This window comes from Bradyrhizobium sp. UBA2491 (assembly GCF_002341725.1).
Taxonomy (GTDB): domain Bacteria; phylum Pseudomonadota; class Alphaproteobacteria; order Rhizobiales; family Xanthobacteraceae; genus Bradyrhizobium.
Genome location: NZ_DDOP01000104.1, coordinates 20,571 through 32,593, shown reverse-complemented (window position 1 = coordinate 32,593; position 12,023 = coordinate 20,571). Strand labels below are relative to the sequence as shown.

Here is a 12,023-nt window from a genome sequence, read left to right as displayed (position 1 = left end):
TGAACGCCGATTGACACCTCGCGCAGCTCAAGCTCGCGTTTGAGGCGGGCGCTCGGGTCTTCCTGTTCTCGAATCCCAACAACCCGACCGGCGCGGTTTATTCCAGGCGCGAGATCGGGGAGATCGTCGAGCTTGCCAGGGCATTCGACGTCACGGTCATCGCCGACCAGCTCTATTCGAGGCTTCTCTACGCCCGGGAAACATATACCCACATCCGCTCGGCAGGACTGCCCGAGGAGCAGGTGATCACCATCATGGGGCCGTCGAAGACCGAGTCATTGAGCGGTTACAGGCTTGGCATCGCATTTGGCGCTCGCTGGATCGTCGAGCGGATGGAAAAGCTGCAAGCCATCGTCTCGTTGCGCGCCGCCGGCTACAATCAAGCCGTGCTCCGAACCTGGTTCCGGGAGCCCGAGGGCTGGATGGAGCAGCGGGTTCGGCAGCATGAGGCGATCCGCGATGATCTGCTGGACATCTTCCGAGACGGCGCTCTGCCGACGCGTCGACCGCAGGCAGGCAGCTATCTCTTTCCGAAATTGCCTCCGCTTCAGGTCGGATTGCAGGACTTCGTCCGATTGCTCCGACATCAGGCTGGCATCATCGTGACACCCGGCACCGAGTTTGGTCCGTACCCGGACAGTATCAGGCTGAACTTCTCTCAGGACCACGGCGCAGCGGTCGCAGCCTGCCGCCGCATCACCGAGATGGTGAAGCGCTATCGCAAGTGACGACGGATGACCAAGCAACGGCTTCCGACACCGCAAGGGCGCTACGTTTCGGCGAGGCGTCACGGTGACTTGATCTTCGTATCGGGCATGACCCCACGAAGGAATGGAAAGCTCGTCCATGTGGGGCAGGTCGCGCCGGGTGCCGTGATCGAAAGCTATCGTGCCGCCGTCGAGCTCGCCACGCAGAACGCTCTGCAAGCTGCGGAAGCGACGTTGGGTGACGGAGAGCGGATTGCATCGGCGTTGAGCTTGACCGTCTACATCAACGCTGCTGCGGGCTATCTGCACCACGTCCAAATTGCCGACTTTGCGTCGGGGCATTTGGAAAGCTGCCTTCCCGAAAGTCCGCTTCCGGCGCGCGCCGCGGTCGGAGTGGCGTCGTTGCCGGGAGATGCTGTCGTCGAAGTTGCGCTGGTCGCCGTAGCGGCGGTCAATCCCGAGTCGCGGCGACGCTGACCGACGGCGCGCCATCAAGACCAACGGCGCGCGGGCCGAGATCCGTTCCAAAGGCAACCGCATCCAATCGCGGTGGAGCGCGACGTCTGATGTGAGCGCAGCATAGGCACTCCGTCATCCCGATCCCGCCGTTCCGAAGAGCGTCCCGCCCAAAAAATCCCCAACATAAGTTCCCCGTTTTCGCTTTGCTTTCGTTTTGGCTTGTGATCTACTCATATTCGAAAGTAAAACCGCTAAAGCGAAGGCGGTTGCCGGGGGAAGCGTTCTTTGGATCGAATTTACGACCTCGCCATCATCGGAGGCGGCGTTAATGGCTGCGGCATCGCGCGCGATGCGGCGGGCCGGGGTAACTCTGTTTTCCTTTGTGAAATGAATGACTTGGCGAGCGGGACGTCGTCCTGGTCGACCAAGCTCGTGCATGGCGGTCTGCGCTATCTCGAATATTACGAGTTTCGTTTGGTGCGCGAGGCGCTGATCGAGCGCGAGATCCTCTGGCAGATCGCACCCCACATCATCCGTCCGCTGCGTTTCGTCTTGCCGCACCATGCCGGCCTGCGCCCGGCCTGGCTGCTGCGGCTCGGCCTCTTCCTCTACGACCATATCGGCGGCCGGCATCTGCTGCCGGCGACGCGCTCGGTTGATCTGACGCGCGACGTGGTCGGCAAGCCGCTGATCCCGGGCCGCTACAGCAAGGGCTTTGAATATTCCGATTGCTTCGTCGACGACGCGCGGCTCGTCGCGCTGACCGCGCGCGATGCTGCCGACCGCGGCGCCGAGATTCGCACCCGCACCCGCGCGGTCGAGACCAGGCAGGTCGACGGAGTCTGGCATGTGACGGTCGAGGACACCACCAACGGCTCGCGCGACACCATCAAGTCGCGCGTGCTGGTCAACGCCGGCGGCCCCTGGGTCGAGCAGGTGCTGGCGTCGGGCGCCGGCGTCAACGCGCGCGCCAAGGTGCGGCTGGTGCAGGGCTCGCACATCGTGGTGCCCAAGCTCTATGACCACGACCGCGCCTACATCTTCCAGAACGCCGACGGCCGCATCATCTTCGTCATTCCCTATCAAGGCGATTTTTCGCTGATCGGCACCACCGACCGCGACTATGACGGCGATCCGGCCAAGGTGAAGGCGACGCGGGAGGAGATCGAATATCTCTGCGCCTCCGCCAGCGAGTACCTTGCCAAGCCGGTGAAGCCCGAGGATGTGGTCTGGGATTATTCCGGCGTGCGTCCGCTCTATGACGACGGCGCGAGCGAAGCCAAGGCTGCGACCCGCGACTATGTGTTCGAGCTCGATACGCCCGGCGGCGCGCCGCTGCTGTCGATCTATGGCGGCAAGATCACGACCTACCGTCGCCTCTCCGAAGAGGCGCTGGAGCGGCTCGCGCCTTATCTCAACGGCGCGAAAGCGCAGGAGGGCTGGACCGGCAAGGCGCCGCTGCCCGGCGGCGACATGGATGTTTCCGCGGTCGCGGCGCTGACCGCCGAACTGGTTCGTACCTATCCGTTCCTCGCGCAGCCCCATGCCAACCGGCTCGCGCATGCCTACGGCACGCGCGCCCGCAAAGTCCTCGGCAATGCAGCATCGGCCGAAGATCTCGGGCGCGCCTTCGGCGCCACCTTGACGGAGAGTGAAGTCCGGTACCTGATGGCGAACGAATGGGCCCGGACCGCGCAAGATGTCGTCTGGCGACGATCCAAGCTGGGCCTGCGGATGACGGCGGGTGAAATCGCCGCGCTCGAAGAGTGGATGGCCGCCAACCGCGTGTCCGGTGAACGTCCCCTCCGCGAAGCGGGAGGACGGGCATGAGCGTCACACTGCAAAACGTCACGCGGACGGTGGATGGCGTTCCGACCATCCGCGACGTGTCGCTGACGCTGGAGCGTGGCACGCTCAGCGTGCTGCTCGGACCGACGCTGTCGGGCAAGACCTCGATCATGCGGCTGCTGGCCGGCCTCGACAAGCCGACCACCGGCCGCGTGCTGGTCGACGGCAAGGACGTCACCGGCGCCGACGTGCGGCAGCGCTCGGTCGCGATGGTCTATCAGCAGTTCATCAACTATCCCTCGCTCACGGTCTACGAGAACATCGCCTCGCCGCTGCGGGTGCAGGGCAAGCCGAAGGCCGAGATCGAGAAGCGGGTGGCGGAAGCGGCCGCGCTGTTGCGGCTCGAGCCGTTTCTCAAGCGCACGCCGTTGCAGCTCTCCGGCGGCCAGCAGCAACGCACCGCGATTGCGCGCGCGCTGGTCAAGGGCGCCGACCTCGTGCTGCTCGACGAACCGCTCGCCAACCTCGACTACAAGCTGCGCGAGGAATTGCGCGCCGAGCTGCCGCGGATTTTCGAAGCCTCCGGCGCCATCTTCGTCTACGCCACCACCGAGCCGTCGGAAGCGCTGCTGCTCGGCGGCGACACCGTGTGCATGTGGGAAGGCCAGGCGCTGCAAACCGGCGCAACCCCGAAAGTCTACCGCCATCCCGACACGTTGCGCGTTGCGCAGGTGTTCTCCGATCCGCCGCTCAACATCATCGGCATCGAGAAGAAGGGCGACCGGGTGATCTATGCCGGCGGCGAGCAGGCGCCGGCGGCCGGCCTCTACGCCGGCCTGCCTGATGGCACCTACCGGATCGGCTTCCGCGCCCACCAGCTCGATGTCGGTAATGTCGCGGCCGGCCGCCACAAATTCTCCGCGACCGTGACGGTGACCGAAATCACCGGCTCGGAAAGCTTCGTCCACGTCCATGTCCACGACTCCAACTGGGTCGCGGTGCTGCACGGCGTGCACGAATATGAACCCGGGCAGGTGCTCGACGCCGCGCTCGATCCCAACGACATCTTCGTGTTCGACGCGGCCGATCGCCTCGTCGCTTCGCCCGCAACAAGTTTCTCGAAGTGAGGGAGATGCTTCATGGCCCGCATTGACCTCGTCGATCTCGCGCAGTCCTACAACGGCAATGACGCGCCGCTGGAATCCTTCGCCCTGAAGCCGGTCACCATGACTTGGCGGCAGGGCGGCGCCTATGCGCTGCTCGGGCCGTCCGGCTGCGGCAAGACCACGCTGCTCAATCTGATCTCCGGCATCGTGACGCCGTCGCGCGGACAGATCCTGTTCGACGGCAAGGACATCACGCCGCTGTCGACGCAGAAGCGCAACATCGCGCAGGTGTTCCAGTTCCCGGTGATCTACGACACCATGACGGTGGGCGAGAATCTGGCGTTCCCGCTGAAGAACCGCGGCGTCGCCAGGGCCGAGGTCGATGCCCGGGTCAGGCAGATCGCCGATCTGCTCGACCTCACGCCTTACCTGAACCGCAAGGCGACGCGGCTCACCGCCGATGCCAAGCAGAAGATCTCGCTCGGCCGCGGCCTGGTGCGTTCCGACGTCGCCGCCGTGCTGTTCGACGAGCCGCTGACGGTGATCGATCCCGAGCTGAAGTGGCAACTGCGCTCCAAGCTGAAGGCATTGCATCGCGAGCTCGACCTCACGATGATCTACGTCACCCACGACCAGACCGAGGCGCTGACCTTCGCCGACACCGTCGTCGTCATGCATGACGGCCGCGTGGTGCAGAGCGGCACGCCGGCCGAATTGTTCGACAAGCCGGCACATACCTTCGTCGGTTATTTCATCGGCTCGCCGGGCATGAACATCGTGCCCGCCGAGGTCAGCGGCCACGAGGCGCGGATCGACGGCCACGTCATCGGCCTGCGCCGCAACTACGGCGTCCTGCCGGCGGGCAAGAAGATCGAGATCGGCGTGCGGCCCGAATTCGTCGATATCGCGCCGCCGGCACCGGGATTGCTCTCGGCCACCATCGAGCGGATCGACGATCTCGGCCGCATCCAGTTCGCGCGCGTGCGCGTCGGCAGCACCAAGCTCGCGGCGCGCGTGCCGCCGGGCTTCTCGGTCTCCGGCGATACCGCCGGTCTCGTTTTCAATCCCGCCTATGTCCACGTCTATGCCGATAGCCATTTGGTGGAAGGGGTCGCCTGATGGACAAGACGATCAACCAAAAAGCCTGGTTCCTGGTGCTGCCGGTGTTCCTGGTGGTCGCGTTCTCGGCAGTGCTGCCGCTGATGACGGTGGTGAACTATTCGATGCAGGACACCTTCGGCAACAACCAGTTCTTCTGGAACGGCGTCGGCTGGTTCAAGGAGCTGCTTGATCCCTCGACCGATCTCGGCGGCCGTTTCCTGGCTTCGCTCGGCCGCAATCTGTTCTTCTCCGCCGTGATCCTCGCGCTCGAGGTGCCGCTCGGCATCATCGTCGCGCTGTCGATGCCGCGTGAGGGCTGGAGCGTCGCGGCCTGCCTCGTCATCCTCGCGCTGCCGCTGTTGATTCCGTGGAACGTGGTCGGCACCATCTGGCAGATATTCGGCCGGCCCGACATCGGCCTGCTCGGCTATGTGCTGAACCACCTCGGCCTCAACTACAATTACGTCTCCAACGAGGTCGATGCCTGGGTCACCGTCATCGTGATGGACGTCTGGCACTGGACCAGCCTCGTCGCGCTGCTGTGCTACGCCGGCCTGAAGTCGATCCCCGACGCCTATTACCAGGCGGCGCAGATCGACGGCGCCTCGCGCTGGGCGGTGTTCAAGGCGATCCAGCTGCCGAAGATGAACCGCGTGCTGCTGATCGCGGTGCTGCTGCGCTTCATGGATAGCTTCATGATCTACACCGAGCCGTTCGTGGTCACCGGCGGCGGGCCCGGCAACTCGACGACCTTCGTCTCGATCGAGCTCGTCAAGATCGCGCTCGGCCAGTTCGACCTCGGCAAGGCCGCCGCGCTCTCGCTGGTCTACAACCTGATCATCCTGATCGTGTGCTGGGTGTTCTACACCGTGATGACCAATGCCGGCTCCGAGCGTCCGGTCAAGGAAGGAGCGGCGTGATGCATTCGATCCCCGGCCGCCGCCTGATCATGGCGCTGTTCCTGATCTTCCTGCTGTTGCCGATCTACTGGCTCGTCAACATGAGCTTCAAGACCAACGCCGAGATCGTCTCGACGATGACCTTGTGGCCGCACACGCCGACGCTGCAGCACTACCGGCGCATCTTCACCGACGAGAGCTGGTATTCGGGCTACATCAATTCGCTGGAATATGTCGTCATCAACACCGTGATCTCGATCGCGGTGGCGCTGCCGGCGGCTTACGCGTTCTCGCGCTACCGCTTCCTCGGCGACAAGCATCTGTTCTTCTGGCTGCTGTCGAACCGCATGGCGCCGGCGGCGGTCTACGCGCTGCCGTTCTTCAACCTGTATTCGGCGATCGGCCTGTTCGATACGCCCTGGGCGGTCGCGCTCGCGCACTGCATCTTCAACGTGCCCTTGGCGGTGTGGATCCTCGAAGGCTTCGTCTCCGGCGTGCCGCGCGAGATCGACGAGACCGCGTTCCTGGACGGCTATTCGTTCCCGCGCTTCTTCATCAAGATCCTGGTGCCGCTGATCGCGAGCGGCATCGGCGTCGCCGCGTTCTTCTGCTTCATGTTCTCATGGGTCGAACTGCTGCTGGCGCGCACGCTGACCTCGGTGCAGGCAAAGCCGATCGCCGCGATCATGACGCGCACGGTGTCGGCCGCCGGCATGGACTGGGGCCTGCTCGCCGCTGCCGGCGTGCTCACCATCATCCCCGGCGCGCTCGTGATCTGGTTCGTCCGCAACTACATCGCGCGCGGCTTCGCGCTCGGCCGGGTGTAATTCAATGATCAATCGACGAACGAGCATCTCGATGCCGGATTTCACCTCCCCCGGGGGGAGAGGTCGGATTTGGCGCGAAGCGGCAAATCCGGGTGAGGGGTTCCGCTCGATCGATAGACCGTACCCCCTCTCCCCATGGGAGAGGGGGCGTGCCGCGCCGTGCGGAAGGAGCTGAGGCATGGATAGCATCGCATGGATGGCATGGACCTGGCCGACCGCGGTCTTCTTCGTGCTGCTGGCCTGCACGCTCGGGATGATGACCTGGCTCGCGATCGCCTATCCCGAGGCGGAGCGGGTCGGCGTGCTGCGGATCCCGACCACGCGCGGCGACCGCCTGTTCGTCTCGCTGGTGCTGGCGGCGGTGATCCATTTGCTGTGGATCGGGCTCGTCGGCACCGATCCGATTTTCACCCTGCCGATCGGGGAGGGCGTTGAGATTTCGAGCCTGTGGCTCGGAACGGTAATTTCGCTTCTTTCAGCCGTGGTGATCTTTCGCACCGTCTGAAGAACGCGAAAAAGAGCAGATCCGGGGTCTACCCGGGCCTGGATTTTAGTCGCTGCAACCGGAGGAATCACATGCGACAATTACGAATGACTAGAGAAAGACTTTTGACGATGACCAGCGCGGTCGCGCTGGCCGCAGCATCGATCACGCTTGTCGCGCCGGCCCGCGCCGACGAGGCGGCTGCGAAGAAGTGGATCGACAGCGAATTCCAGCCGTCGACCCTCTCCAAGGACGACCAGATGAAGGAGATGCAGTGGTTCATCAAGGCCGCTGCCCCCTTCAAGGGCATGGAGATCAACGTCGTCTCCGAAACGCTGACCGTGCACGAATACGAATCCCGCACGCTCGCCAAGGCGTTCGAGGAGATCACCGGCATCAAGGTCAAGCACGACATCATCCAGGAAGGTGACGTCGTCGAGAAGATCCAGACCCAGATGCAGTCCGGCAAGAACGTCTATGACGGCTGGATCAACGACTCCGACTTCATCGGCACCCACTTCCGTTACGGCCAAGCGGTCGACCTCACGGAGTGGATGAAGGGCGAAGCCAAGGACGTCACCGACCCGATGCTCGACGTCGACGACTTCATCGGCAAGTCGTTCACCACGGCGCCGAACGGTCACCTCTATCAGCTGCCCGACCAGCAGTTCGCGAACCTCTATTGGTTCCGCTACGACTGGTTCACCAACCCGGAATACAAGGCCAAGTTCAAGGCCAAGTATGGCTACGACCTGGGCGTGCCGGTGAACTGGTCGGCCTATGAAGACATCGCCGACTTCTTCACCAACGACGTCAAGGAGATCAACGGCGTCAAGGTCTACGGCCATATGGACTATGGCAAGAAGGATCCCTCGCTCGGCTGGCGTTTCACCGACGCCTGGCTGTCGATGGCCGGCAACGGCGACAAGGGCCTTCCGAACGGCCTGCCTGTCGACGAATGGGGCATCCGCATGGAAGGTTGCCGTCCGGTCGGCTCGTCGGTCGAGCGTGGCGGCGACGTCAACGGCCCGGCGGCGGTCTACTCGATCGTCAAATATCTCGACTGGATGAAGAAGTATGCTCCGCCGCAGGCACAGGGCATGACCTTCTCCGAGTCGGGCCCGGTGCCGTCGCAGGGCAACATCGCCCAGCAGATATTCTGGTACACCGCCTTCACCGCCGACATGGTGAAGCCCGGCATCGCCGTGATGAACGCGGACGGTACGCCGAAGTGGCGTATGGCCCCGTCGCCGCACGGCGCGTACTGGAAGGACGGCATGAAGCTCGGCTACCAGGACGTGGGTTCGCTCACGCTCTTGAAGTCGACCCCGGTCGATCGCCGCAAGGCGGCCTGGCTCTATCAGCAGTTCATCGTCTCCAAGTCGGTGTCGCTGAAGAAGAGCCATGTCGGTCTCACCTTCATCCGTGAATCCGACATCTGGGACAAGTCGTTCACCGAGCGTGCGCCGAAGCTCGGCGGCCTGATCGAGTTCTACCGCTCGCCCGCGCGCGTGCAGTGGACCCCGACCGGCAACAACGTGCCCGACTATCCGAAGCTGGCCCAGCTCTGGTGGCAGAACATCGGCGATGCGTCGTCCGGTGCGAAGACGCCGCAAGCCGCGATGGACGCGCTCGCCGCGGCCCAGGACTCGGTGATGGAACGTCTTGAGAAGTCCGGTGTGCAGGGTGCCTGCGGACCGAAGCTGAACAAGAAGGAAACCGCCGAGTACTGGTACAAGAAGGCCGAGAAGGACGGCACCATCGCTCCGCAGCGCAAGCTTGCGAACGAGAAGCCGAAGGGCGAGACGATCGACTACGACACGCTGATCAAGTCGTGGCCGGCCTCGCCGCCCAAGCGCGCCGAAGCCAAGTAAGACGGCGTACCAGCCCACGCCATCCGAAAACCACAGAAGGCCGGGAGCAATCCCGGCCTTTTGCTTTGTCGTGGGCGGTGGAGGCCGGTTCGGGATTGTGCTCAAATGCGGCGGTGAGGTCATCATGCGTCCGCGCGTCGTCGCATCATGACCGGGGAGTTTCGCCATGCGCATGATCTTTCGCTGCGATCCACGGCTTGCCGAGCATCTGCCGCGGCCATACCCCGCGCGCAGCGCGCTGCCGGACTGGCTGCGTGCGATGCCGGCGAAGGCGCATTCGGAGATCCACGACCGCGAGATCCGCACGGTCAAGCAATGCCCGCCGTTCGTCGATGCGATGGCCCACGGGGTCATGATCCCGCTGCCTTGCGACGTCAGGGTCGAGCGCGGCGCTTTCGCATGGGATTGGGAGATTCCGGAGCCTGCGACGTCGGGCCATCCGCGTGCGCCGCTCAGCTTTCATCCGGTTGCGCAGTTTGCGGGCGCGCCGTTCGCCAACGGGCAGGCCGCGCTGAAGTTCAACAGTTTCTGGACCATCGAGCTCGAGCCGGGCTGGTCGCTGTTCGCGATGCATCCGGTCAACCGCGACGACCTGCCGTTCCGATCGATCTCGGGGCTTGTCGACGCCGACCGGTTTCACGACGGCGGCATCAATTTCCCGGCGCTCTGGACCCGGCCCGATTTTGCCGGTGTGCTGCCGAAGGGGACGCCGGTGGTGCAATGTTTCGCGGTGCCGCGCGAAGCGCCGGAACTGGTATTCGAGGCGTTCGACGACGCGCACCGCGAAGCCTATGCGAAGGTCGTCGGTGAGGTGCTGGCCGCGCCGAACGTCTATCGCAAGCATTTCCGCGCCAAGCGCGGGCGCCTCATGCCCTCCTGATGCGGGCTCTAAGGAAATCGCTTCGCCCGAAGCGACTTGATCTTGATCTCACGACATTGCGGCGATATGGTACGCTAATGTACGATATCTTGGCGACGCAGGTGAACAGCGTCAAGACCCTCTGATGGCAACAAGGTGAGCTGCGATGGCGATCAGTGAATCGACAAGAACAGTGCGTGCATCCGACGGCAAGGCGATCAGCGTGTATCGCTGGCAGGCGGCGTCGCCAGTCCGGGGCATCGTCCAGATCGCGCACGGCATGGGCGAACACGCCCTCAGATATGGTCCGGTCGCGCAAGCGTTGGCGGGCGATGGCTTCACCGTCTACGCCAACGATCATCGTGGCCACGGCAAATCGGCCTCCGAGGCCGGCGAACTCGGCGACTTCGGATCGCAGGGTTTTCCCGGCGTGGTCGACGACATGGTGCAAGTCACCAGGACCGCGCGCGAGGAAGAAGGCGCAAAGCCGCTGCTGCTGCTCGGACACAGCATGGGTTCGTTTGCCGCCCAGCTCTATGTTCTTGACCACAGCGATCTCGTCGATGGCGTTGCGCTGTCCGGCTCGACCGCGCTCGACCTGCTTGGCGCTGCGGCCGCTACCGGCCGCTGGCGGCTGGAAGATCTCAACGCCGCCTTTGCGCCGGCCAGGACGCCATTCGACTGGCTGAGCCGCGACCCGGCCGAGGTCGATGCGTATATCGCCGATCCCTTGTGCGGCTTCAACGTGAACGAGCGATCCTACGGATCGCTGTTCTCGATCGCATCGCGGCTCGCTGATCCGTCCGAACTCGGGCGCATCCGCAAGGAGTTGCCGCTGTTTGTGTTCGCGGGCGACTGCGATCCGGTGAATGCCGGCCTGGCGTGGTTGCAACCCTTGATCGACCGATACCGTGAAGCGGGCCTGAAGGACGTCTCCTCACATATATTCGGCGGGGCGCGCCACGAGGTGCTGAACGAGACCAACCGGTCGGAAGTCCTGGCGGTCTTGCAGGCCTGGATCAACCGCGTCGCCGCCTGAGTGCGCGGTGTTTTCGTGCGCCGCTCGCGCTATCCCTCCAACGCCGTGCGCAGCGCGCGTTCATCGAGCCACAGCCGGCCGTGCGGCGCCGAGGTCAGCGCCATCGCGATCGACCCGAACAGTTGTGGACGCAGGGCATAGGCGCGCGCGAAGGCCGGCATCGCCGCGTCGGGCTTGCCGCTCTCCTGGAGCGCGATCCCCAGATTGAGCGCCGCCTCGGCATAGTCGGGCCTGATCTCGAGCGCCTTGCGATAGGCACTCGCGGCACCGTCATGGTCGCGCAAATCCTGCCGTGCCACGCCGAGATCGAACCACACCGAGGCCGGTGCCGCGCTCGCGGTGGCGCGCGCGAGCAGGCTCACCGCGCCGGCCAGGTCACCGTCCTCCCAAGTCATCCGGCCAAGCCGTGCATTGGCTTCCTGATGCTCGGGAATGGCCTTCCGGATCGCCTCCCAGGCCTCGCGCGCCTCTGCCTTGCGGCCGGCGAGCTCCAGCGTGCGCGCCTTCTCGACGAAGGCATCGCGCTGCGGTTTTAGCGCGATGGCGTGGTCGAGATGTGTCAGTGCCGCATCGACTTCGCCGTCGGCGCGGGCGAGGCGGGCGGCGAGCAGCCGCGCCGCGGCATTGTCGGGGCGCCGCGCCAGGCTGGTCTCGACATGCCTGCGGGCCGGCGCGATCTCGCCTTTAGCGAACAGCACCGCGGCCAGCAGATGGCTCAGCATCGGCTCGCCGGGTTGCCGCGCAAGGCCGCGCCTGCAGAGCTCGATTGCCTCGCCGTGCCGGCCGGCGTTGAAGGCCACAGTCGCGCGTCGAACGATATCCTCGGCGTTGTCCTTGCTCATTCCCGCGCGTGACCGTCTTCAGGTTTGCCCGATACGAG

Annotated in this window: 12 protein-coding genes; 11 read left to right on the top strand and 1 reads right to left on the bottom strand. The window is 64.6% G+C overall.

Translation table 11 applies throughout. From position 1 onward, the window contains the following. The first annotated feature begins 62 nt into the window (after window positions 1–62). The 11 genes from B2W55_RS33890 to B2W55_RS33840 all read left to right on the top strand — a co-directional run bounded on the left by B2W55_RS33890 (window position 63) and on the right by B2W55_RS33840 (window position 11,143). A complete protein-coding gene (locus B2W55_RS33890) occupies window positions 63–728 on the top strand; it encodes an aminotransferase class I/II-fold pyridoxal phosphate-dependent enzyme (RefSeq protein WP_291532742.1) in 666 nt (221 codons plus the stop codon). A gap of 6 nt (window positions 729–734) precedes the next feature. Further along, window positions 735–1,184: a RidA family protein gene (locus B2W55_RS33885; RefSeq protein ID WP_024580396.1), complete on the top strand. Its 450-nt coding sequence runs from the start codon at window positions 735–737 to the stop codon at window positions 1,182–1,184. Window positions 1,185–1,451: 267 nt separating this feature from the next. Continuing rightward, window positions 1,452–2,996 (top strand): glycerol-3-phosphate dehydrogenase, encoded by a 1,545-nt coding sequence (glpD, locus tag B2W55_RS33880; RefSeq protein WP_024580397.1) that lies wholly within the window; start codon window positions 1,452–1,454, stop codon window positions 2,994–2,996. Further along, window positions 2,993–4,081: an ABC transporter ATP-binding protein gene (locus B2W55_RS33875; RefSeq protein ID WP_024580398.1), complete on the top strand. Its 1,089-nt coding sequence runs from the start codon at window positions 2,993–2,995 to the stop codon at window positions 4,079–4,081. Before glpD ends, B2W55_RS33875 begins: the two co-directional genes overlap by 4 nt. 12 nt (window positions 4,082–4,093) lie before the next feature. Then, window positions 4,094–5,179: an ABC transporter ATP-binding protein gene (locus B2W55_RS33870; protein WP_024580399.1), complete on the top strand. Its 1,086-nt coding sequence runs from the start codon at window positions 4,094–4,096 to the stop codon at window positions 5,177–5,179. Continuing rightward, a complete protein-coding gene (locus tag B2W55_RS33865; RefSeq protein WP_024580400.1) occupies window positions 5,179–6,081 on the top strand; it encodes a carbohydrate ABC transporter permease in 903 nt (300 codons plus the stop codon). The genes B2W55_RS33870 and B2W55_RS33865 overlap by 1 nt, the downstream gene beginning before the upstream one ends. Continuing rightward, entirely contained in the window at window positions 6,081–6,887 is an 807-nt protein-coding gene (locus B2W55_RS33860) for a carbohydrate ABC transporter permease (protein WP_021075985.1), read from the top strand. The genes B2W55_RS33865 and B2W55_RS33860 overlap by 1 nt, the downstream gene beginning before the upstream one ends. Before the next feature lie 178 nt (window positions 6,888–7,065). After that, window positions 7,066–7,392, top strand: a complete 327-nt coding sequence (locus B2W55_RS33855) for a DUF2160 domain-containing protein (RefSeq protein ID WP_024580401.1) — start codon at window positions 7,066–7,068, stop codon at window positions 7,390–7,392. 110 nt (window positions 7,393–7,502) lie between these two features. Further along, entirely contained in the window at window positions 7,503–9,245 is a 1,743-nt protein-coding gene (locus tag B2W55_RS33850) for an ABC transporter substrate-binding protein (protein WP_024580402.1), read from the top strand. Between the two features lie 166 nt (window positions 9,246–9,411). Further along, window positions 9,412–10,125: a hypothetical protein gene (locus B2W55_RS33845; RefSeq protein WP_024580403.1), complete on the top strand. Its 714-nt coding sequence runs from the start codon at window positions 9,412–9,414 to the stop codon at window positions 10,123–10,125. A 172-nt stretch (window positions 10,126–10,297) separates the two neighbouring features. After that, window positions 10,298–11,143, top strand: coding sequence for an alpha/beta hydrolase (locus B2W55_RS33840; protein ID WP_200894410.1), 846 nt, complete (start codon window positions 10,298–10,300; stop codon window positions 11,141–11,143). A 29-nt stretch (window positions 11,144–11,172) separates the two neighbouring features. Here the strand turns inward: B2W55_RS33840 and B2W55_RS33835 are convergent, their stop codons facing one another. Next, window positions 11,173–11,985, bottom strand: a complete 813-nt coding sequence (locus B2W55_RS33835) for a tetratricopeptide repeat protein (RefSeq protein WP_024580405.1) — start codon at window positions 11,983–11,985, stop codon at window positions 11,173–11,175. Window positions 11,986–12,023: the final 38 nt, after the last annotated feature.

Coding starts and splice junctions, on each gene's coding strand:
- B2W55_RS33845 (WP_024580403.1), top strand. CDS start 9,412: ATGCGCATGATCTTTCGCTGCGATCCACGGCTTGCCGAGCATCTGCCG.
- B2W55_RS33865 (WP_024580400.1), top strand. CDS start 5,179: ATGGACAAGACGATCAACCAAAAAGCCTGGTTCCTGGTGCTGCCGGTG.
- B2W55_RS33850 (WP_024580402.1), top strand. CDS start 7,503: ATGACCAGCGCGGTCGCGCTGGCCGCAGCATCGATCACGCTTGTCGCG.
- B2W55_RS33870 (WP_024580399.1), top strand. CDS start 4,094: ATGGCCCGCATTGACCTCGTCGATCTCGCGCAGTCCTACAACGGCAAT.
- B2W55_RS33835 (WP_024580405.1), bottom strand. CDS start 11,985: ATGAGCAAGGACAACGCCGAGGATATCGTTCGACGCGCGACTGTGGCC.
- B2W55_RS33875 (WP_024580398.1), top strand. CDS start 2,993: ATGAGCGTCACACTGCAAAACGTCACGCGGACGGTGGATGGCGTTCCG.
- B2W55_RS33860 (WP_021075985.1), top strand. CDS start 6,081: ATGCATTCGATCCCCGGCCGCCGCCTGATCATGGCGCTGTTCCTGATC.
- B2W55_RS33855 (WP_024580401.1), top strand. CDS start 7,066: ATGGATAGCATCGCATGGATGGCATGGACCTGGCCGACCGCGGTCTTC.
- B2W55_RS33885 (WP_024580396.1), top strand. CDS start 735: ATGACCAAGCAACGGCTTCCGACACCGCAAGGGCGCTACGTTTCGGCG.